Consider the following 24,310-nt stretch of genomic DNA (forward strand, 5'->3'; position numbering starts at 1 on the left):
GGTCAGTTCCCCTCGAGGTGCAGGTTGATGATGCGGGCGATCTCCGCCGCGGGCCCGGCCTTCGGCATGCCCATGTGCGTGGCGTCGATGTCGTACTCGCGGACGGTTCCGCCGATGTGCGGGGCCCAGATGCCGGCGTAGGACTCGTCCGGGTTCTGGGTGGCGTTGAAGAACACGGCGTCGCCGTCGTAGACCGGCGAGTCCCACTCCAGGAGCATCTCGGCGTGCGACTTGAAGAGGTGGCTGCCGTTCTCCACCAGCGCCTCGCGGTCCTCGTCCACGCCGGAGCCGATGAAGAACTCCTTGAAGAACTCGCGGACCTCCGGCATGTTCACCGGGTCCTCGATGTGCCGGAACCAGGCGCTGGGCGGGCTGTCCATGAGGGCGAGCAGCGCCACCTCGTGTCCCCGCTGCTTCAGTGCCGCGGCGAGGGCGTGGGCGTAGGTGCCGCCCGTGGAGTGGCCCACCAGGTGGTACGGGCCCTCCGGCTGGACCGCGAGGATCTGCTCCAGGTAGTCGTCGAGCATGGCCTGTGTGGACTCGGCCCGGCCCGTTCCGTCGAACCCGCGGCCCTGGATGCCGTACACCGGCCGGTCACCGAGGAGCTGGGCGAGGCCCACGTAGGACCAGCACAGTCCGACGCCCGGGTGGATGAACCACAGGGGCGGCTTGGCGCCCTCGGTGCGCATCGGGAGGACCACGGCGAAGGGGTCGGCGAAGACCGGCGCCCGGCTGGTCTTGACCTGGGCCTCCAGGTACTCGGCGAGCTTGGCCACGGTGGTGGCGCCGAACATCACGCGGATCGGGACCTTGGCCCCGAGGACGGCGCGGATCCGGCTGATGAGGCGGGTCAGGCGCAGCGAGTGGCCGCCGAGGTCGAAGAAGTCGTCGTCGATGCCGACCTTCTCGAGTTCGAGCGCCTCGGCGAACAGCTTCGCCAGGGTGGTCTCGAGCGGGTTGCGCGGTGCGCGGTAGTCGGCTCCGCCCTTGAACTCCGGGTCGGGCAGGGCCTCGCGGTCCAGCTTGCCGTTCGGGGTGAGCGGCAGCTGCTCCAGCGTGACGAAGGCGGACGGGACCATGTACTCCGGCATCCGGCCGGTGAGGTGCTTGCGCAGGTCCTCGGCCACCACGCTCTCGCCCGGTGCGGGGATGACGTAGGCGACGAGCTGCTTGTCGCCGGCCAGGTTGTCCCGGGCGGTCACGACGCCGTGGTCCACGGTCGGGTGGGCCGTCAGCGCGGTCTCGATCTCGCCGAGTTCGATGCGGAACCCGCGGATCTTGATCTGGTGGTCGGTGCGGCCGCGGAAGACCAGCTCGCCGTCCCCGGTCCACTCGACCAGGTCGCCGGTGCGGTACATCCGCTCGCCGGGCTCGCCGAACGGGCAGGCCACGAACCGCTGGGCGGTCAGCTCCGGCCGGCCGAGGTAGCCGCGGGTGAGGCCCGCGCCGGCGATGTACAGCTCGCCGGGCACGCCCGGCAGGACCGGTCGCAGCGCCGAGTCCAGGACGTAGACCCGGGTGTTGCGGATCGGGCGTCCGATGGACACGGGGGCGTCGGCGAGCAGTTCGCTGACCGTGGCGCCGACGGTGGTCTCCGTCGGGCCGTAGCCGTTGAACATCCGGCGGCCGGCCGACCAGGTGGCCACCAGCTCCGGTGCGGTGGCCTCGCCGGCCACCATCAGGGACTCGACGGTGGAGAGCGAGCCCGCCGGCATGGCGGCCAGCACCGTGGGCGTCAGGATCGCGTGGGTCACCCCGAACGTGTCGGCCGTCTCGGCGAGCGGGGCTCCCGGGGCGAGCCGGTCGGGGTCGGCCATGACCAGGGCGCCGCCCGCGAAGAGGGACATGCACATCTCGCCGACGGAGATGTCGAAGCTCGGCGAGGCGAACTGCAGGACCCGGCTGTCGGCGGTGATGCCGAGCAGCTCCGTCACCTCGGCGACCATGTTGGCGAAGCCGGTGTGCGTGACGGCCACGCCCTTGGGGCGGCCGGTGGAGCCCGAGGTGTAGATGACGTAGGCGGTGTTGGCCACCGCCGCCGGCCGGAACCCGGAGGTGTCGGACAGCGGGGCGCCGTCCGCGGCGGTCAGGGCCGCGGCGAGCTCCGGGGCGTCCAGGTTCAGCAGGTCCGAGGGCAGGTCGGGCAGCCGGTCCACCGTGGCGCCGTCGGTCAGGATCAGCCCGGTCGCCGAGTCCTCGACCATGTACGTGAGCCGGTCGGCCGGGTAGGCCGGGTCCAGCGGCAGGTAGGCGCCGCCCGCCTTCATGACGGCGAGGACCGCGACCGGCCACTGCGGCGAGCGCCGCAGGGCCACGCCGACGACCGTCTCCGGTCCGACGCCCCGCTCGACGAGGACCCGCGCCAGCCGGTCGGCCCGCGCGTCCAGTTCCCCGTAGGTCACCTTCTCGTCCTCGAAGAGCACCGCGACCGCGTCCGGTGCCTCGGCCGCCTTCCGCTCGAACAGCGCGGGCAGCGTCAGCGACGGGGTCTCGGTCCGCGTCCGGTTGAAGTCGAACAGGAGCCGGTCGCGCTCGGCCTCGTGCAGCACGTCCAGCGCGCCCACCGGGATCTGCGGGTCGGCGATCAGCTGCCGCAGGATGTGCAGCACCCGCTCCGCGATCCGCTCGACCGTCTCCGCGGCGATGGCCTGCCGCTGGTACTGCAGGATCATGCGCAGGTACGGCTCGGCGTCGGCCGCCAGGCCCACCGTGTAGGCGGCGCCGGCGGAGGGGCGGATCCCGGTGAACGAGACGCCCGCCGCGGTGTTGGCCGCGCCCAGTGCCTCCTTGTCGACCGGGAAGGACTGGAACAGCACGATGGTGTTGAAGAGCTCCTTCAGACCGGCCTCCCGCTGGATGCGGTGGAGCCCGAAGTGGTGGTGGTCCAGCAGGGCGGTCTGCCGCTCCTGGAGGTTCTTCAGCACCTGCCCGAGCGTCTCGCTCGGCGCGTACTCGGCGCGGATCGGCAGGGAGTTGACGAACAGGCCGACCATCTGGTCGACGCCGGGCACCTCGGCCGGGCGGCCGGAGACGGTGGTTCCGAAGATCACGTCCCGCTTTCCGGTGAGCTGCCCGAGCATCAGCGCCCACACACCCTGGACCAGGGTGCCCATCGACACGCCCAGTTCGGCGGCGCGCTTCTTCAGGGCGCGGGCCTCGTCCAGCGGAAGCGGGATGTCGACCTGCCCGACGCGGGCGTCCTCGCCGGCGTCCACCGGGGTCTCGGAGGTGAGCAGGGTGGGCTCGCTGACGCCCTCCATCTCCTTGGCCCAGGCCGCGGCGGCCGCCTTGTCGTCCCGCCGGGACAGCCAGCGCAGGAACTCCCGGTACTCGGGCACGCGCGGCTGCTGGGAGGCGTCGCCCTCGGAGGCGTACAGGTATGCGAGGTCCCGTACGAGCAGCGGGAACGACCAGCCGTCGAACAGCGCGTGGTGCACCGTCAGCACCAGTTCGGAGGTCTCCTCGGCCAGCTGGACCAGCGAGGCGCGCAGCATCGGCGGCTTCGCCGGGTCGAACTGCGCGTAGTGGTCCTCGGCGAGGATCCGCTCCAGTCCCTCCTCGCGGGCCGCGTCGTCGAGCCCGCGCAGGTCGGCGACCCGCCAGGGCAGTTCGACCCGGTCGAGGACCAGCTGGGTGAGGTCCCCGTTCGCGTCGGTGACGAAGGCGGTGCGCAGGTTGGCGTACCGGTCGAGGAGCGCCTGCGCCGCCACCCGCATCCGGGCCGCGTCGACCCGGCCCTGGACGTGGAAGGCCACCTGCACGATGTGCGGGTCGAAGGCGTTCTCCTCCAGGCGCATGGTCTCGAAGAGCAGACCGAACTGGAGGGGGGTCAGCGGCCAGACGTCGGCCAGGCCCGGGTACTGCGCCTCCCAGTTCTCGATCTCGGCCTGCGTCATGCGCACCAGCGGGAGGTCGGAGGGGGTCAGGCCGCCGGCCGCGGGGGTGGTGACGTGGTGGGCGAGGCCCTCCAGCGCACGGACCCACAGGTCGGTCAGTTCCTGGGCCTCGGCCTGCGCGAGCACGCCCGCCGGGTAGGAGACGCGGGCGTTGAACCGCGGGCCCCGGTCGGTGTCGGTGACGTAGGCGCTGATCTCGACCGTGGCGAGCGCGGGCATGTCCGCGTCCAGGTCGGCGGCGAGACCCAGCGCGTCGGCGGCCAGGCTCCAGCCGGTGGCCCGCTGTCCGTCGGAGGTGTCCGCGGCGGCGACCCGTCCCAGGTAGTTGAACGAGATCTGCGGGGTCGCGCGCCAGTCGAGCTCGGCCGCGGTGGACGGGTTGAGGTAGCGCAGGAGGCCGAAGCCGACGCCCTTGTCCGGGATGGACACGAGCTGTTCCTTGACCGTCTTGAGGACGGCGCCCGCGGCCGCGCCGCCGGCGAGGGCCTCCTGTACGTCGTGACCGGCGAGGTCGAGCCGTACGGGGAACATGCTGGTGAACCAGCCGACCGTACGGGACAGGTCGGCGCCGGGCACGACCTGCTCCTCACGGCCGTGGCCCTCCAGCCGGATCAGCGTCGAGGACTCCTCGACGCCCCGGTCGGCGCGCCACTGGGTCACCGCGAGGGCGAGGGCGGCCAGCAGGCCGTCGTTGACCCCGCCGTGGAAGGCGGTGGGCACCGCCGTCAGCAGGGCCTCGGAGACCTGCTCCGACAGCTCCAGGGAGACCGTCTCCACGGTGGACATGACGTCCACCGCGGGGTTCAGGGCCCGCGAGCCGAGCACCGGGTCGTTGCAGTCCACGATCTCGGACCACTGGGCCAGTTCGGCGATGCGGTCGGGGTCGGACGCCTCGTGGTGCAGCGCGTGCGCCCAGCGGCGGGCGGAGGTGCCGACAGGGGGCAGGGCCGGGGCGGAGCCCGCGGCGATCTGCTCCCACGCCGTGGCGAAGTCCGGGAGCAGGATGCGCCAGGACACGCCGTCGACGACCAGGTGGTGCAGGACCACCAGCAGTCGGCCGGCCCCCTGCTCCGGGGCGAACCAGACGAACTGGGCCATGGTGCCGGCCACCGGGTCCAGCCGGCCGGTCGCGGCGTCCAGTTCGGCCCTGGCCGTCTCCAGCCAGGCCTCGTCCCACGTGCCCTCGCAGGCCACGCGCCGGACCAGCGCGGCCACCGGGGCCGTGCCGGGGGCGGCGATGTCCAGGCTGCCGTCGCCGTCGAGGACGAGACGGGAGCGCAGGATGTCGTGGTGGTCGAGCACCGCCGTCAGGACCGCCGTCAGCCCGTCCTCGTCGATGCCGGCGGGCAGGTCGAGCGCCGCGGACATCGAGAACCGGTCGAAGCTGCTGCCGAGTTCGAGCATGTACTTGGCGATGGGAGGCAGCGGCATGAAGCCGGTGCCGCCGCCCTCCAGCTCCGCGAGGACCGGGCCGAGGTCCTGGCTGCCCGCGGCGGCGGCCAGCTCGGCCACCGTCCGCAGCTCGAAGATCTGCCGCGGGTTGACGACGACGCCGTGCGCCTTGGCGCGGGAGACGATCTGGATGGACCGGATGCTGTCGCCGCCGATGGCGAAGAAGTCGTCGTCGATGCCGACCCGTTCGAGGCCGAGGACCTCGGAGTAGACCCCGGCCAGCACCTCCTCGGTGCGGCTGCGCGGGGCCCGGTAGCTCTCCCCGGCGAAGTCCGGCTCGGGCAGGGCCGCCCGGTCCAGCTTGCCGTTGGGGGCCAGGGGCAGCCGGTCCAGCGGCACGAGCACCGCCGGGACCATGAACTCCGGCAGCCGGCCGGTGATGAAGCGGCGCAGCTCCCGCATGGTGATGCCGGAGGTCATGTCGGCCTCGAACCGGCCCTGCGCGTCCACCTGGCCGCCGGAGTCCGGGGAGCTGACGACGTAGCCGACGAGGCGCTTGGCGCCGTCGGGGCCGATCTGGCCGGTCACCACGGCGTGCTCCACACCGGGGTGCGCCGTCAGGGCGGCCTCGATCTCGCCGGGCTCGATGCGGAACCCGCGGATCTTGAGCTGGGCGTCGCCGCGGCCGACGTACTCCAGCTGCCCGTCGGCCCGCCAGCGGGCCAGGTCGCCGGTGCGGTACATCCGCGATCCGGGCGCACCGTACGGGTCGGCGACGAAGCGCTCGGCGGTCAGGGCGGTGCGGCCGTGGTAGCCGCGGGAGACGTTGCCCGCCACGTAGAGCTCGCCCACCGCGCCCACGGGCACCGGGCCGAGGCCCGCTCCCAGGACGTACGCGCGCATGTTGCCGAGCGGCGCGCCGATCGGGGCGGTGTGCGTGCCGTCCCACTCCTCGTCGGCCGGCAGGGCGAAGGTGCTGGCGTAGAAGCTCTCGGTCTGGCCGTAGGCGTTGATGACGCGGACCCCGGGGACGGCCTCGCGGACCCGGCGGACCAGGGACGCGGGCAGCGCCTCACCGGCGAAGACCACCGCATCCGCGGTGATCTTGCCGTTGACCTGGTCGAGGAGTTCGGCGAGGACCGAGGGGACGGTGCTGATCACGCCGCCGGTCCAGCCGCCCTGCTCGCCGATGACCAGGACGTCACGGGCCAGTTCGACCGTGCCGCCCGCCGCCAGCGTGGTGAAGACCTCGAAGACGGAAACGTCGAAGTTGACGGAGGCGCCGGCGAGGGTACGGGTGCCGGAGTCCACGCCGATCGTGGAGGCGAGCCGCAGCACGCCGTTGACCACGTTGGAGTGGGTGACGGTGACGCCCTTGGGCACGCCCGTCGAGCCGGAGGTGTACATGACGTAGGCCGCGTGGTCCGGCAGCAGGGCCGCCGGGCGGTCGGCGTCGCCGAAGGGGGCGCCGGCGTCCGCGGAGCCGCCGAGGGCCAGGTCACCGAGGTACAGCCGGGTGATCCCGGAGTCCGGCAGGACATCGGCGGTGGCCGCGTCCGTCAGCACCAGCTTCGGCCGGGCGTCGGCCAGGATGTGCTCCAGGCGCCGGCTCGGGTACTTCGGGTCGATCGGCAGGTAGGCGCCGCCGGCCTTGAGTACCGCGAGCAGCGCGGCGACGAGGTCCGCCGTGCGGGGCAGGGCGACGCCCACCACGGTCTCCGGGCCGACTCCGCGGCGCACCAGCTCGCGCGCCAGCCGGTTCGCGCGCTCGTCCAGTGCGCGGTAGGTCAGCGACTCCTCGCCGCAGACCAGCGCGACCGCGTCGGGCCGCTCGGCGGCCTGGAGCTCGAAGAGCGCGGGAACGCTCACCTCGGGGGTGGGCCGCTCGGTGGCGTTGAAGCCGTGCAGCACGAGCTCGCGCTCGTCCGGCCGCACCAGCTCGACCGCGGCCACCCGCTGCTCGGGCGCGGCGGCCAGCAGGCCCACCACGCGGACGAAGCGGTCGGCGACGGCCCGGGCCGTCTCCCGGTCGAACAGGTCGGTGGCGTACTCCAGGAGGCCCACCACCCCCATGCCGGGCAGGTCGGCCATGTTGAAGAACAGGTCGAACTTCGCGGTCTCGGTGCGGACCCGCTCGAACTCCACCTGCAGACCCGGCAGGGCGAAGTCCTTCCGGGCGAAGTTCTGCCAGGCGAACATCACCTGGAAGAGCGGGGAGTAGGCGGTGGACCGCTCCGGGTTCAGCACCTCCACCAGCCGCTCGAAGGGGACGTCCTGGTTGTCGTACGCGGCCAGGGACTTGCCCCGGACCCGCTCCAGCAGCTCCGTGAAGGCCGGGTTGCCCGACAGGTCGACGCGCAGCACCCAGGTGTTGACGAAGAAGCCGACCAGTTCGGCGAGGGCCTCGTCGGTGCGGTTGGCGATCGGGGAGCCGATCGTCAGGTCGTCACCGCCGCCGAGCCCGTGCAGCAGGACCGCCAGGGCGGCCTGGAGCACCATCGAGGAGGTCGCGCCGTGCCGGCGCGCCAGTTCCTCGACCGCGGCCGCCACCTCGGGGGCCAGGGCGAACTCCACGGCGTCGCCGCGGTGGGAGGCCTTGGCCGGGCGCGGCCGGTCGGAGGCGAGCTGCAGCGGCTGCGGCACGCCCGCCAGCTCCTGGCGCCAGTAGCCCACCTGCGCGGCGAGGGCGCTGGCCGGGTCCTCCTCGTCGCCGAGCACCTCGCGCTGCCACAGCGTGTAGTCGACGTACTGGACCGGGAGGTCCGCCCACTGCGGGGCGCCGCCCTCCTTGCGGGCCGCGTACGCGGTGGCGAGGTCGCGGGCCAGCGGGGCCATGGAGGACCCGTCGCTCGCGATGTGGTGGATCAGCAGGACCAGGACGTGCTCCCGGTCGCCGAGCCGGAGCACGGGTGCCCGTACCGGGATCTCGGTGGCCAGGTCGAAGAGGTACGCCGAGGCCTCGGCCATGGCGTCGTCGAGACCGCCCTGCGCCACCTCCACGAGCGGGACGTGCAGCTCGGCCTCGTCGGCCGGCAGCACGCGCTGGGCCGGGACGCCGTCGGCGTCCTCGACGATCAGCGTGCGCAGGCTCTCGTGGCGGGCCACGACGTCGCGCAGCGCGGCCTCGAGCGCCGCCAGGTCCAGTTCGCCGGTCAGGCGCAGCGGGAAGGGCGCGTTGTACGTCGCCGAGGGGCCCTCGAAGCGGTCGATGAACCACAGCCGGCGCTGCGCGAAGGACAGCGGTACGGACTCCGGGCGCTCGATCGTGCGGCGCAGCGGCGGCCGGACCGGCGCGCCCGCCGCCAGGTGCAGGGCCAGTTCCACGACGGTGGGCGCCTCGAACACGACCCGGATGGGCAGTTCGACGTCCAGGGCCTCGCGGATCCGGCTGACCAGGCGGGTGGCGAGCAGGGAGTGCCCGCCCAGGGCGAAGAAGTCGTCGTCGATGCCGACCCGGTCCAGGCCGAGCACCGCGGCGAACAGGCCGCACAGGACCTCTTCCTGCGGGGTGCGCGGAGCCCGGCCGGTGGCCGCCGCGGCGAAGTCCGGCGCGGGCAGGGCCCGCTGGTCGAGCTTCCCGTTCGGGGTCAGCGGAACCTCGGCGATGGCGACGACGGAGGACGGCACCAGGTGGTCCGGCAGCCGGTCCCCCAGCCAGTCGCGCAGGGAGCCGACCAGGGCCCCGATCCGGCCCGCGGCGGCCGGCTCGTTGGCCAGCTGCCGGTCGGCCCGGCCCGACGGGGTGAACCCGCCGGTCAGGACCTGGTCGGTGACGGGCCCGGCCGGGAGGATCACCGCGTCGAAGCACTCGGCCGCGGCGGCCGACCAGGTGAGCACGACACCCCAGCCTCGCTCGGCGGCCCACTCGCGCAGGTCCTGCGGGTCGAGGACCGGGACGGCGGCGGCGGGTGCGGAGATCACACCGATCGCGGCGGCGGCCTCGACCTCGTCGGCGAGACGCGCGTTGGGGATGCGGGTGACGCGCACGGGCTGCTCGCCGTGGCTGCGGACGAGCTCCTCCAGGCCGAGGAAGTCCTCGACCTGGCGGCCCCAGGCCGCGGCCGGGACCTCGCCCAGCGGGAGCGCGGCCACGGGCGCCTTGTGCAGCAGGACCTCGTAGCGGTGGCGGGTCAGCTCGTTGTGCGGCCGGCCGGCCTTCAGCCGGATGTCCACACCGCCCGCACCGTGCCGCTCGGCCCACCGGGTGAACCACTCGGGGTCGAGGACGAGTTCCTTCTCCATCAGGATGGCGCGGGCGACCGCGGCGCGGCTCACCGAGGCGGAGGCCTCGGGGTGCAGGGCGCGCTGCACCCCGCTGCGGAAGAGCCGCAGGGTGGCGGCGTTGCGGACGTCACCGATCAGGATCCGGCCGCCGGGGGCCAGCAGTTCCATGGCGCCCGCCAGGACCAGGTCCATGTACTCGGCGTCGGGGAAGTACTGGACGACGGAGTTGATGACCACGAGGTCGAAGTGCTCGCGCGGCAGACCGGAGATGTCGTCGCCGTTCTGGTGCCGCAGGTGCACCCGGTCGCCGAAGCCGGTCTGCTCCACCTGCACGAGCAGCCGGTCGACGACCGCGGCCGACATGTCGGTGCCCCAGTACTCCTCGACCTGTCCGAGGGTCTGCGACATCAGCAGGCCGGTGCCGACGCCGATCTCCATGATGCGGCGCGGGGACCAGTTGGTGATCTGTTCCACGGCGGCGTCGCGCCATACGGCCATCTCGTCCAGCGCGATCGGCAGGCCGCCGGTGTAGCTGGAGTTCCAGCCGGTGAAGTCCTCGCCCCAGCGGGCGTGGGACACGGCGTAGAGGTCGTCGTAGATCTCCTCCCACTCGTCGACCTGCTCCGCGGCACCGGAGGTGTCGGAGCCGTCCACGCGCGGGACCACGTACCCGACGAGCCGCCGTTCGCCGGCCCGGTCCTCGTTCCAGGTGACCACGGCCTGGGCCACGCCGGGGTGCCCGGCCAGGGCGGCCTCGACCTCGGCGGGCTCGATGCGGAAGCCGCGGATCTTGACCTGGGTGTCCACGCGGCCCTGGAAGACGAGTTCGCCGTCCGGGTTCCAGGCGACCACGTCGCCGGTGCGGTACATGCGCTCGCCGGGCTCGCCGAAGGGGGAGGCCACGAAGCGCTCGGAGGTCAGTGCGGAGCGGTGGGCGTAGCCGCGGGCCAGGCCGGCACCCGCGATGTACAGCTCGCCCGCCACGCCCGGGAGCACCGGGCGCAGGGCCGCGTCCAGGACGTAGACGCGCATGTTGTCCATCGGGCGGCCGATCGGGATCGGCTCGCCGACCCGCTCGGGGTCGGGCATCGGGTGGGTGGTGGCGAAGGTGGTGGTCTCGGTCGGGCCGTAGCCGTCGACGACCTCCAGGCCGGGGCAGGCCCGCAGGGCGCGGGTCACCGAGGCCGGGGAGACGACGTCGCCGCCCGTCCACACCTCGCGGACGCCGGCGAAGCACTCCGGGTTCTCGTCGGCGATCACCTTGAACAGACCGGCGGTCAGCCACAGCGCGGTGACCCGCTGCTCGGCGATGACCGCGGCCAGCGCCGCGGCGTCCAGCTTGCCGACGGGGGCGATCACGGCGGTGCCGCCGCCCAGCAGCGGCGTCCACAGCTCGTAGGTGGAGGCGTCGAAGGACTGGGCGGAGTGGACGAGGACCCGCTCGTGGGCGCCTCCGCGGTACCGGCGGTCCAGCGCCAGGCCGGAGACGGCCCGGTGGGTGACGCCGACGCCCTTGGGCACACCGGTGGAGCCGGAGGTGTACATGACGTACGCGAGCTGGTCCACGCGCTCGTGAGCGGCGGCCGGCAGGGCCTCGGCGGAGGAAGCCGCGACGGCCGGGGCGGTGTCCGCGTCGTCCAGGACCACGTACGGGCAGGTGCCGGCGGGCAGGCCGGCGACGATCTCGGAGTCCGTCAGGAGCAACGTGGGGGCGGCGTCGCGCAGCATGAACCCGATGCGCTCGGCCGGGTACTCCGGGTCCACCGGCAGGTAGGCGCCACCGGCCTTCAGGACCGCCAGCAGGGCCACGACCAGTTCCGGCGAGCGCGGCAGGGCCACGCCCACGACGGACTCCTGGCCGACGCCGCGCGCGGCGAGCAGGTGGGCCAGCCGGTTCGCGTCGGCGTCCAGCTCGCGGTAGGTCAGGGTCCGGTCGCCGAAGGCGACGGCGACGGCGTCCGGGGTCTGTGCGGCCCGCTCCTCGAACAGGGCCGGGACGGTCCGCCGCGGGGCGGGCACGGCCGTGTCGTTGAACTCGCCGAGCAGCCGCTCGCGTTCGGCGGACTCCAGGACGTGCACGGAACCGACGCGGGCGTCCGGGTCGGCCACGAGCTGCCGGAGGATCCGCGCGAAGCGGACGGCGATGCCCTCGACGGCGGCCGGGTCGAAGAGGTGGTGCTGGTACTGGAGCGCCACGCGCAGGTGCGGGTCGGCGAAGGCCATCACGACCAGCGGGTAGTGGGCGCCGCTGAGCGGGCTGATACCGGTGACCGTGATGCCGGCGGCGGAGTTCGCCTCCTTGATGGCGACGCCGTCGATCGGGTACGACTCGAAGCCCACGAGGGTGTCGAACAGGACGTTCAGCCCGACCGAGCGGTGGATGTCCAGCAGCCCGTGGTGGTGGTGGTCGAGCAGGGCGCTCTGCCGGTTCTGCAGGTCGCGCAGGAGTGCCCCCAGCGTGGCGCCGGGACCGCACTCCACCCGGACCGGGAGGGTGTTGATGAACAGGCCGACCATCGCGTCCACGCCGGGCACGACGGGCGGACGGCCGGAGACGGTCGCTCCGAAGACCACGTCCTGGCGGCCGGTGAGCCCGGCGAGGACGAGCGCCCAGGTGCCCTGGACCAGGGTGTTGAGGGTGAGGCCCAGTTCGGCGGCGCGCCGGCCCAGTTCGCGGGCGTCGTCCGCGGACAGCGGGATGTCGATCTGGCCGATGCCGGCCGGGTCGGACGCGAGGGCGGCGTCGGGTGCGATCAGGGTCGGCGACTCGACTCCGGCGAGCTCCGCGGCCCAGGCGCGGGCCGAGGCCTCGCGGTCCTGGCCGGCCTGCCACACCAGGAAGTCGCGGTAGCCGGGCACGCGCGGCAGCGCGGACGCGTCGCCCTCGGAGCCGTAGAGCCGCAGCAGGTCCTGCATGAGGACCGGGATCGACCAGCCGTCGAAGAGGACGTGGTGCGCGGTGAAGACCAGCTCCCAGCGGTCGGGGGCCAGCATCACCAGCGACATCCGTACGAGCGGGGCCCGGGTCAGGTCGAAGTGGGAGTCGTGGTCCTCGGCGAGGAAGCGCCCCAGCGCCTCCTCGCGGCCCTCCTCGCCGAACCCGCTCAGGTCGAGGTACTGCCAGGGCAGCTCCACGCGGTCCCGTACGACCTGCACCCGGTCCCCCGCCGCGTCGAAGACGAACGCGGTGCGGAGGTTGGCGTACCGGTCCAGGAGCGCCTGGCCGGCGGCCCGCATCCGGGCGGGCTCGACCTGCCCGGAGAGGTGGAAGACCAGCTGCATCTGGTACGCGTCGAAGGTGGAGCCGGCCAGCTGGGCGTGGAAGAGCAGCCCGTCCTGCATGGTGGTCAGCGGCCAGATGTCGGCCAGGCCCGGGTAGCTCTCCTCCCAGGCCTCGATCTCGCCCTGGGTCACCCGGACCAGGGGCACGTCCGAGGGGGTCAGACCGCCCGCGGCGGGCCGTGCGGCGTGCCGGGCCAGGGCCTGGAGGGCGGTGCTCCAGAGCTCGGCGAGCTCCTCCACGTCCTCCTTCGCGAGCAGGCCCGCGGGGAAGGCGAGGCGCGCGGTGAGCTCCGGGCCCTGCTCGGTGTCGGTGACGAGGGCGCCGACGTCCAGCGTGGAGAGGGCGGGCATCGACCCGTCCTGGTCGGCGATCAGCCCGGTGGTGCCCTCGGCGAGGGTCCAGCCCGGGCCGCGCAGGTGCTCGGCCGCGTCCGCGGAGGACGAGAAGCGGCCCAGGTAGTTGAAGCCGATCTGGCCGGCGGAGTACCGGCGCAGCACCTCGGCGGTCTGCGGGTTCAGGTGGCGCAGCAGGCCGTAGCCGACGCCCTTGTCCGGGAGGGACCGCAGCTGCTCCTTGACGGCCTTGACGGCGGCGCCGGCGGCGGGGCCGCCCGTGAAGGCGTCGTCGAGGTCGATCCCGGCGAGGTCGAGGCGGACCGGGAACATGGTGGTGAACCAGCCGACGGTGCGCGACAGGTCGGCGCCCGGGACGACGTCCTCCTCGCGGCCGTGTCCCTCGACCCGGATCAGGGCGGAGGACTCGTCGATGCCGCGGTTGCGGCGCCAGCGGGCGACGGCCAGCGTGAGCGCGGCGAGCAGGCCGTCGTTGACACCGCCGTGGAAGGCGGCCGGCAGGGTGGTCAGCAGGGTCTCGGTGACCGGGACCGGCAGCTTGAGCCAGGTGTGGTCCACCGTGGACATCACGTCGACGGCGGGGTCCGGGGCTCGCGAACCCAGGAGCGGGTCGGGACCGGCCACGACCGAGCGCCACAGGGCGAGTTCGGCGACGCGCTCGGGCGAGGCGGCCTCCTCCACCAGTGCGTGCGCCCAGCGGCGGGCCGAGGTGCCCACCTCGGGCAGCTCGGGGGTGCGGCCGGCGCGGACCTGCTCCCAGGCGGCGGCGAGGTCCGGCAGCAGGATGCGCCAGGACACGCCGTCGACCACGAAGTGGTGCAGGACGAGCAGGAGGCGCCCGGCGCCCTGCTGCGGGGCGAACCAGACGAACTGCGCCATCGTGCCGCCCGCGGCGTCCAGGCGGCCGGTGGCGGCGTTGAGTTCGGCGGTGGCCCGCTCGAACCACTGCTCGTCCCAGCGGCCGTCGCACTCGACGCGGTGGATCAGCGCGTCGGCGTCGACCGAACCGGGGGCGTCGACCCGGAGGCCGGCCCGGTCTCCGGCGCCCTCGGCGGCGCTCTTGTCTGCGCCCATGTCTGCGCCCTTGTCGGCGGTGACGAGGCGGGAGCGCAGGATGTCGTGCCGGTCGAGCACGGCGCCCAGGGTGGCCGCCAGCGCGGGCCGGTCGATGCCCTCGGGCAGGTCGACGGCCATCGCCATGGAGAACCGGTCGATGCCCTCGCCGAGTTCCAGCAGGTACTCGCCGATCGGCAGCAGCGGCATCCAGCCGGTCCCGCCGCCCTCCAGCTCCGCGAGGACGGGGCCCGCGTCCGCCTCGATGCCGAGGACCGCGACGGCGGCCAGCTCGGCGACGGTGCGCTGGTCGAATATCTGGCGCGGGCTGACCTCCACACCGCCGCTGCGGGCGCGGGAGACGACCTGGATGGAGCGGATGCTGTCGCCGCCGATGGCGAAGAAGTCGTCGTCGATGCCGACCCGGTCGAGGCCGAGGACCTCGGCGTAGGCCGCGGCGAGGACCTCTTCCGCGGGGTTGCGCGGGGCCCGGTACTCGCCGCCGCTGAAGTCGGGCTCGGGCAGCGCCGCCAGGTCGAGCTTGCCGTTGGCGGTCAGCGGCAGCCGGCCCACCATGACGAAGACGGACGGGACCATGAACTCGGGCAGCCGGCCCGCGGCGAAGCGCCGCAGCTCGCGCACGGAGACGCTCGTGGTCAGGTCGACGTCGAGGTCGGCGAGGCTGGCGACGGTGCCGAAGCCGCCCTGGTCGGCGTCGAGCGGGACCACGTGGCAGACGAGCTGCTTGCTGCCGCGGCCCTCGCGGATGGTGACCACGGCCTGGGCCACGCCCGGGTGGGCGGTCAGGACCGCCTCGATCTCACCGGGCTCGATGCGGAAGCCGCGCACCTTCATCTGCGCGTCGTCGCGGCCCGCGTACTCCAGCTGCCCGTCGGCGTTCCAGCGCGCCAGGTCACCGGTGCGGTACATGCGCGATCCGGCCGGACCGAAGGGGTCGGCCACGAAGCGGTTGGCGGTCAGGGCGGGGCGGCCGAAGTAGCCGCGGCCGATCTCTCCGGCGACGTACAGCTCGCCCACCACGCCGACCGGGACGGGCCGCAGGCCGGGGCCGAGGACGTAGGTGCGGACGTTGCCGAGCGGGGCGCCGACGGGGGCGCTGCCGGCGCCGTCCCACTCCTGGTCGGCGGACAGCGAGAAGGTGGTGGCGTAGAAGGACTCGCTCTGGCCGTAGGCGTTGACGACGCGGACGCCGGGGACGGCCTCGCGGACGCGCTGCACCAGGGAGGCGGGCAGCGCCTCACCGGCGAAGACCACGGTGTCCACCTCGATGCGGCCGCTGACCTGGCCGAGCAGTTCCGCGAAGACGGAGGGGACGGTGCTGATCACGCCGCCGGTCCAGCCGCCGCGCTCGCCGATCACGAGCGCGTCGCGCACCAGTTCGACGATGCCGCCGGAGCAGAGGGTGGAGAAGATCTCGAAGACGGACACGTCGAAGTTGACCGAGGTCCCGGCGAGCACACGGGTCCCCGCGCCGACGCCGATCGCCGAGGCCAGGCCGAGGACGTCGTTCACCACGTTGGAGTGGGTGATCGCCACGCCCTTGGGCGTGCCCGTGGAGCCCGAGGTGTACATGACGTACGCGATCCGGCCGGGCCCGCCCGCAGCCGCGCCGGCGCCGGCCTCCGCGTCCTGCGCGTCCTGCGCGCCGCCGAAGTCGATGTCGCCCACGAACAGCTGCGGGATCGACGTCTGCGGCAGCACGCCCACGGTCTGCTCGTCGGTCAGGACCAGCGCGGGCGCCGCGTCCTCCAGGATGAAGTCGAGCCGCCGGCTCGGGTATCTCGGGTCGATCGGCAGATAGGCCCCGCCGGCCTTGAACACACCGAGCAGCCCGGCCACCAGGTCCGCCGTGCGCGGCAGGGCGACGCCCACCAGCGTCTCGGCGGTCACCCCGCGCGCGGTCAGCTCCCGCGCGATCCGGGCGGCCCGCGCGTCGAGTTCGCGGTACGTGAGGGTCTCTTCCCCGGCCTCCAGCGCGATCGCGTCCGGGGTGGCCACGACCTGCCGCTCGAAGAGCTCGGCGACCGTCACCTCGGGCAGCTCGACGGCCGTGTCGTTGAACTCCCTTACCACGGTGTCGAGTTCGGCGCCGTCCAGGACGGGCGCCAGGGCGACCGGCCGCTCCGGGTGCGCGACGACCTCGCGGATGACCCTCAGGTAGCGGTCGACGACGGACTGCGCGGTGGCGCGGTCGAACAGGTCGGTGGCGTACTCCAGGTAGCAGAGCATGCCCGGACCGGTCGGGTCGGAGAAGTAGTTGAACTCCAGGTCGAACTTGGCCGTCGAGGTGGCGAGCACCTCGAAGCGCGCCTGCTCCAGACCCGGCAGCTCCAGATCGATCCAGGCGTCGTTCTCCCAGGTGAACATGACCTGGAAGAGCGGGTGGTAGGCGGTGGACCGCTCCGGGTTCAGCACCTCCACCAGATGCTCGAAGGGAGCGTCCTGGTTGTCGTAGGCGGTCAGCGCCTTCTGCCGGACCTGCTCCAGCACCCGGTCGAAGCTCGGGGCGCCCGAGAGGTCCGTGCGCAGCACCCAGGTGTTGACGAAGAAGCCCACCAAGTCGGCGAGTTCGTCGTCGGTGCGGCCGGCGACGGTGGAGCCGATGGCGATGTCGTGACCGGCGCCCAGGTGCTGGAGCACCACGGCGAGGGCGGCCTGGAGGACCATCGGGACGGTCATGTCCCGCTCGCGGCCCACGGCCTCGACGGCCGCCAGCAGCTCGGCGTCGATGGGGAAGCCGACCGTGTCGCCGCGGTGGCTGGCCACCGGCGGGCGCGGGCGGTCCGCGGACAGGCGCAGCGGTGTCGGCACGCCCGCCAGCTCCTCCTGCCAGTAGCCGACCTGGGTGGAGACGACGCTCTCGGGGTCGTTCTCGTCGCCGAGCAGCTCGCGCTGCCACAGCGTGTAGTCCACGTACTGCACGGGCAGGTCCGCCCACTGCGGGGTCTCGCCGCGCAGCCGCGCGGTGTACGCGGTGGCCAGGTCGCGGGAGAGCGGCTCCATCGACTCGCCGTCGCTGGCGATGTGGTGGACCAGCAGGAGCAGGACGTGGTCCCGCTCGCCGGAGCGCAGCAGGGTGGCGCGGACCGGTATCTCCGCCGACAGGTCGAAGGTGTACTGGGCCGCCTCGAAGACGGCCTCGTCCACCGCCCCGGGAGCGACCTCCACGAGCGGTACGTCGAGCAGTGACGCGTCCACCGGCAGCACCTGCTGCGAGGGGACGCCCTGCTCGTCCATCACGATGAGCGTACGAAGGCTCTCGTGCCGTGCCACGACATCGCGCACCGCCGACTGCAGGGCAGTCCGGTCCAGCTCGCCGGTCAACCGCACGAGGAAGGGGACGTTATAGGTGGCCGACGGTCCCTCGAATCGGTCGATGAACCACAACCGACGCTGTGCGAACGACAACGGGATCATTTTACTGTCCACTCCTGTCCATCTTGCGCAGTCGAGGCCGGCTCGACGTGCCTGCGTTCTTGACCGTGCGCGAAAGTTCTGAAATTGCGTGAGACTCGAAGATCGACCGCAAAGGCACGCTGACCCCGAGCACCTTCCGGATCCGGCTGGTGAGCCGGGTCGCCAGCAGGGAGTTGCCTCCCAGTTCGAAGAAGTCGTCGTTCATGCCGACCCGTTCGACGCCGAGCACCTCCGCGAGCAGCTCGCACAGAGCCGCTTCGTGCGGGGTGCGCGGCGCCCGGTAGGGGCGGCCGGCCGGTTCGGGCTCGGGCAGTGCCGCCCGGTCCGGCCGGCCGTCCGGGGTGAGGGGCAGCCGCTCCAGCGTCATGAGGACCGCGGGTACCAGCGCCGGGGGCAGGTACCGCGCCGCGTGGGCCCGTACCTCCTCGGCGAGGGCGGCGGGCTCGGCGCCGTACGGGTCGGCGGGTACGAGATGGCCCACCAGCTGACCGGTCCCGCCCGGGCCGTGGCCGGCGCGGACGACGACAACCGCCTGCGCCACCCCGGGATGCCCGGTGAGGACCGCCTCCACCTCGGCCGGTGCGATCCGCGTGCCGCGGACCGTCGCCTCGGAGTCGCCGCGTCCGAGCAGCTCCAGCCGGTCGTCCGCGCTGCGGCGGACCAGGTCGCCGGTGCGGAACATCCGCGATCCGGCGGGGCCGTAGGGGTCGGCGACGAACCGCCCGGCGGTCAGGCCGCCGTGCCCCCGGTAGCCGCGGGCGGGAGCGCCGCCCGCGAGGTACAACTCGCCGACAGCGCCCTGCGGCACCGGGGTGAGGCCCGCGCCGAGGACGTACGCACGCACTCCGGCGAGCGGGGTCCCGGCGAGGACCGCCTCGGGGGCCGGCCCCGGCCCGCCCTCCGCCGCCGCGTGTGCGGTGGCGGGGCCGGTCTCGGGGTGCCCGTGGAGGGTGACCAGGCGGGCGCCCGGGGCGGAACGGGCCGCCTGCCGGGCCAGAGCGGCCGGCAGCGCCTCGCCCGTGAACACGAAGGTGTCCGCGTGGAGGTCGTCGACCGCCTCGTCGAGCAGGTCGGCGAAGGCGGACGGGGTCGTCACGAGCACATCGGCCGCGGTGGTGGCCCGCGGGGCGCGGAGCACCTCGACACCGCCACCGCCGCAGAGCGCGGCGACGATCTCCGGGAGGGGAAGGCCGGCGTCCGCCGGGTCCCCGCTCCCCACCAGCAGGCGCGATCCGGCGGCGGAGCCGAGCCCGGCGAGCAGTCCGGGCACCCGGTCGGTGAGGTTGCGGTGGCTGATCTCCACGCCGGTCGGGCCGCCCGCGCTGCCGCACGCGTACGACAGGTACGCGAGCCCGTCGGGCCGCGGGGCGGGTGCGGCCGCCGCGGCGGCTTCGTCGTCCGGGGCGCCCGGGGCGTCCGGTGCGGCCGGTGCGTCCAGGTGCAGGACCGGCACACCGGTGTCCGGCAGCCCGGCCGCGGTGTCCGCGTCGGTGACCACCAGCAGCGGCCGCGCGTCGGTCAGCACGTGGGCGAGGCGGTCGCCGGGCTGCTGCGGGTCGAGGGGAAGGACGGCGGCGCCCGACTTCAGTACGCCGAGCAGCGCGACCGGCAGGTCGGCCGACCGGGGCAGCGCCAGGGCCACCGGGACCTCCGGGCGGACGCCGCGCCGGATCAGGCCGCGGGCCAGCCGGTTCGCCCGTTCGTCGAGCTCCCGGTAGGTCAGGGACCGCCCGCCCGAGATCACGGCGACCGCGTCGGGTGTGGCGGCGGCCTGCCGTTCGAAGAGCTCCGGGACCGTCGTCGCGGGCCCGTCCCCTTCGGCGGCATCGGCCGCGGTGGCGGGCCACTTCAGCAGCCGGTCCCGCTCGGCCGCCTCCAGGACCTCCACGGTGCCCACCCGGCGGCCGGTGTCCTCGGCGACCTGGCGCAGGATCATCCCGAACCGGGCGGCGATGGACTCGGCCACGGCCGGGTCGAGCACGGTGCGCCGGTACTGGACCGCGAGCCGCAGCCGGTCGGGCTCGATGAAGGCGAGCACGGTGACCGGGTAGTGGCTGGCGGTGAAGGAGCGGATGCCGGTGATCGAGATCCCGGCGGCGCGGCTCGCCTCGACGATCCCGGCCCGGTCCATGGGGAAGGACTCGAAGCCGATGATCGTGTCGAAAAGGGCGTCCAGTCCGGCGGCCTGCTGGATCTCGCTCAGCCCGAAGTGGTGGTGGTCCATCAGTGCGGCCTGTCGGCCCTGGACCTCGGTGAGCAGCTCGGCGACGGTGTCCGCGGGGGCGCACCGCACCCGTACCGGGAGGGTGTTGAGGAACATGCCGACCGTGGATTCGACCCCGGGCAGGGCGGGGGGCCGGCCGGCGACGGTGGACGCGAACACCACGTCCTGCCGGCCGGTGAGCTGGGCCAGCAGCATCGCCCAGGCGCCCTGGACCACGGTGTTCAGGGTGACGCCGAGCTCGGCGGCGCGCCGGAACAGCTCGCGGGAGGCCGGGAGGGGCAGCGGAACCTCGGCCTGCCGCATGGCGATGTCGTCGGCGGAGCCGGTGGACGCGGCGGAGTCGGCCGGGTCGGCCGCATCGGCGGGGTCGTCGGCCGGGGCCGTCGCTCCGGAGGCGGCGGTCACCACCGGGGCGAGCAGCGTCGGCTCCCCCACCCCGCGGAGCTCCTCGCGCCAGACGCGGGCGGACTCCTCGCGGTCCTGGCGGGCGAGCCAGCCGAGGAACTCCCGGTAGTTGCGGGCCGGTTCCAGACCCGCGGCCTGCCCGTCCGAGCCGTAGAGGGTAAGCAGGTCCTGCATCAGCAGGGGCACCGACCAGCCGTCGAAGAGCACGTGGTGGGCGGTCAGGACCAGCTCGTACGCCTCCTCGCCGGTCCGGATCAGCGTCATCCGCAGCATCGGCGGCCTGAGCTGGTCGAAGTGGACGGTCAGGTCCTCGGCGAGGAACCGCTCGAAGGCCTCCTCGCGCTCCCCCGCGCCGAGGCCGGACAGGTCGAGGTCCTGCCAGGGCAGGGTCACCGAGTCGGTGTCCAGGACGAGCTGGACCAGGTCCCCGTAGGCGTTGTGCACGAAGGCGGTCCGCAGTCCGGCGTGCCGGTCCAGCAGCGACTGCCCGGCGGCGCGCAGCCGGGCCGCGTCCACCCGCCCGGACAGGTGGAGGGCGTACTGCACCTGGTAGGCGTCGAAGGAGGAGTCCTCGAAGATCGAGTGGAAGAGCAGGCCGGACTGGAGCGCGGTGGTGGGCCAGACGTCCACCAGACCCGGGAAGCGCCGCTCCCAGCCGTCGATGTCCTGCTGGCTCGCGGTCACCAGCGGCAGGTCCGAGGGGGTCAGGCCGCCGGCGCCGGGCGTGACCGCGTACCGGGCGAGCCCCTCCAGGGCGGCGCACCACAGGTCGGCGATCTCCTGCACCTCGGCCGGGGCGAGCACCCCCTCGGGGGCGCTGAACGCGGCGTTCAGTACGGGGCCCGCCGGCCGGTCGGCGACGGTGGCGTTGATGTCCAGCTCGGCGGCGGCGGGCATCCGCGGGTCCTGGGCGGCGTCGAGTTCGGCCAGCTCGGGGATGGCGGCGGCCTCGGGGGCCTGCGTGAAGCCCGGCCCGCGCCGGTCGCCGGGCAGGTCGCCGGGCAGGTCGGAGGCGGCGGAGAAGCGGCCCAGGTAGTTGAAGCCGACCTGCCCGATGGGGTGGGCGGCGAGCGGGGCGGCCGTGTCCGGGTTGAGGTGGCGCAGCAGGCCGTAGCCGATGCCCTTGTCGGGCAGGGCCAGCAGCTGCTCCTTGACCGATCTGACGGCGAGCCCCGCGGCCGGGCCGCCCGCGAAGGCCTCGTCGAGGTCGATCCCGGTGAGGTCGAGGCGTACCGGGAAGGCGGTGGTGAACCAGCCGAGCGTGCGGGCGAGGCTCGCGCCGGGCGCGGCGGCCTCCTCGCGGCCGTGTCCTTCGAGGCGGATCAGCGCGGAGGCCTCGTCGACGGAGCGGGTACGCCGCCACTGCGCCAGCGCCAGGGCCAGCGCCGCCAGCAGCCCGTCGTTGACCCCGCCGTGGAACGCCGCGGGCAGGTCGGTCAGTACGGCCTCGGTGACCGCCGCCGGGAGCTGTACGTGGGTGACCCGCACGGTGGACCGTACGTCCACGGCCGGGTCCAGCCGGCGAGCGCCGAGCAGCGGGTCGGGCCCCTCGACGATGGAGCGCCACAGGTCCAGCTCGGCGACCCGCTCGGGGCGCCGGGCCTCGTCGGCGAGCGCGTGCGCCCAGCGGCGCATGGAGGTGGCCACGGGCGGCAGTTCGGGGGTGCGGCCCTCTCGGACCTGCTGCCAGGCGGAGGCGAGGTCGGGCATCAGGATGCGCCAGGAGACGCCGTCCACGATCAGGTGGTGCAGGACGAGCAGCAGCCGTCCGGTGCCGCCCTCGCCCGGGGACGGGTCGAACCAGACGAACCGGGCCATCGAACCGGCCGCCGGGTCCAGCTGCCGGGCTGCCTCCTCCAGTTCCCCGAGCAGCAGTTCGCGCCAGGACGGGGCGTCCCAGCGGCCGTCGCAGGCGACGCGGCGCAGCAGCGGGTCCACGTCCACGGAGCCGGCGGGCTCGACCACCAGGCCGTCCGGGTCGTCCGGGTCGCTCGCGGCACCGTCGGTGTCGGTGGCGGTGTGGGAGACCAGGCGGGAGCGCAGCAGGTCGTGGTGGTCCACCACGGCCGTCAGGGTGGCGGCCAGTCCCGCACGGTCGATGTCCGCGGGCAGTTCCAGGACCATGGCCTGGAGGAACCGGTCGAAGCCGGGGCCCCAGTCGCGGATCCAGCGGGCGACGGGCAGCAGCGGCATCCAGCCGGCGCCGCCGCCTTCGAACTCCGCGAGGACGGGGCCTGCGCCGTCGCCCTGCCCGTTCGCGACGGCGATCTCGGCGAGGGCGGCGACGGTGCGGTGCTCGACGGCCTGCCGGGCGCTGACGACCAGGCCGCGGGCCCGGGCCCAGGAGACGACCTGGAGCGACTGGATGCTGTCACCGCCGAGGGTGAAGAAGTCGTCGTCGATGCCGACCCGGCCGACGCCGAGGGCCTTGGCGAACAGCTCGGCGAGGATCTCCTCCTGCGGGGTGCGCGGGGCCCGGTAGGTCTCGCCCTTGAACTCCGGTTCCGGCAGGCGGGCCTTGTCGAGCTTGCCGTTCGGCGTCAGGGGCAGCCGGTCCAGCAGGACGAAGGCCGAGGGGACCATGTGGTCGGGCAGGTGCCGGGCGGCGAAGGCGCGCAGCTCGCCGACGCCGAAGCCGGAGTCGAGGGCGATGCTGCCGTAGGCGCTGCCCTGCGGGCCGGCCCCGCCGGGGCGGCCGGAGGCGGCGGGTACGACGTAGGCGACCAGCTGGCGGGTGCCGCGCCGCTCGTGAGGCAGGACCGCGGTGTCGCTCACGCCGGGGTGGCTGCTGAGCACGGCCTCGATCTCCAGCGGTTCGATGCGGATGCCGCGGATCTTGACCTGGGTGTCGGCGCGCCCGTGGAAGACGAGTTCGCCCTCCGGGGTCCACTCGACGAGGTCGCCGGTGCGGTACATCCGCGCGCCGGGCCCGCCGTAGGGGCAGGCGACGAAGCGCTGGGCGGACAGGTCGGGGCGGCCGAGGTAGCCGCGGGCCAGCGAGGCCCCGGACACGTACAGCTCGCCGATCACCCCGGCGCCGACGGGGCGCAGCGCGTCGTCCAGGACGTGTACGCCGGTGTCGGTGATCGAGCGTCCGATCGGCGGCACCCGGCCGTCACCGGCCAGCGGGGCGCTCATCGTGGCGCACACGGTGGTCTCCGTGGGCCCGTACGCGTTGATCATGCGCCGGCCCGCGGACCAGGTGGCGACCAGCTCGGGGGTGGTGGCGTCACCGGCGACCACGAGGGTCTCGACGGACGCCAGCGCGCCGGCCGGCAGGGTGGCCAGCACCGGGGGCGGCAGCGTCACGTGGGTCACGCCGTGGCGGGCGACGGTCTCGGCCAGCGGATCGCCGGGGGCCAGCGCCTCCTTGCCCGCCAGTACGAAGGTGGCGCCGGACAGCAGGCCCATGCACATCTCCCACACCGAGGCGTCGAAGCTGGGCGAGGCGAACTGGAGCACCCGGCTCGAGGCGCTCACCTTCAACCGCTCGGCGTGCGTGGCGAGCAGCGGGGCGAGTCCGTTGTGGGTGACGGCGACGCCCTTGGGGCGGCCGGTGGAGCCCGAGGTGTAGATGACGTACGCGGTCTGCGCCACCCGCTGCGGGCTGATCCGCTCGGCGTCGGTGAGCGGGCCGGCCGGCTGCGCGGAGACCGACGCGATGGTCCCGGGGGCGTCCAGGAGCAGTACCGGTACCGGGAGTTCGGGCAGCTCGCGCCCGGTCGGGGCGTCCGCGAGGACGAGGCGGGCGCCGGAGTCCTCCACCATGTACCGCAGGCGGTCGGCCGGGTAGGCCGCGTCCATCGGCAGGTAGGCGCCGCCCGCCTTGAGGACGGCGAGGACGGCCACCCACAGCTCCGTGGACCGCTGTACGGCCACGCCCACGACCGCCTCGGGTCCGACGCCGCGACCCACCAGGACCCGGGCCAGGCGGTTGGCCCGCGCGTCGAGTTCGCGGTAGGTCAGCGAGGTCTCGCCGCATATCAGCGCGACGGCGTCCGGAGCGGCGACGACCTGCTTCTCGAACATCTCAGGAATCGTC

2 protein-coding genes are annotated in these 24,310 nt (G+C 74.0%); both read right to left on the reverse strand.

All coding sequences use genetic code 11. The features are described 5' to 3' along the window. Positions 1-2 precede the first annotated feature (2 nt). Positions 3-17,630, reverse strand: a complete 17,628-nt coding sequence (locus tag B6R96_RS09145; protein ID WP_159396307.1) for a non-ribosomal peptide synthetase — start codon at positions 17,628-17,630, stop codon at positions 3-5. 10 nt (positions 17,631-17,640) lie between these two features. Continuing rightward, complete coding sequence (locus tag B6R96_RS09150; RefSeq protein ID WP_159396308.1) at positions 17,641-24,297, reverse strand: non-ribosomal peptide synthetase; 6,657 nt, start codon at positions 24,295-24,297, stop codon at positions 17,641-17,643. Positions 24,298-24,310: the final 13 nt, after the last annotated feature.

This window comes from Streptomyces sp. Sge12, from assembly GCF_002080455.1.
Classification (GTDB): domain Bacteria; phylum Actinomycetota; class Actinomycetes; order Streptomycetales; family Streptomycetaceae; genus Streptomyces.

Excerpts from the sequence above, each read along its gene's own strand:
- B6R96_RS09150 (WP_159396308.1), bottom strand. The coding sequence starts at position 24,297 with ATGTTCGAGAAGCAGGTCGTCGCCGCTCCGGACGCCGTCGCGCTGATA.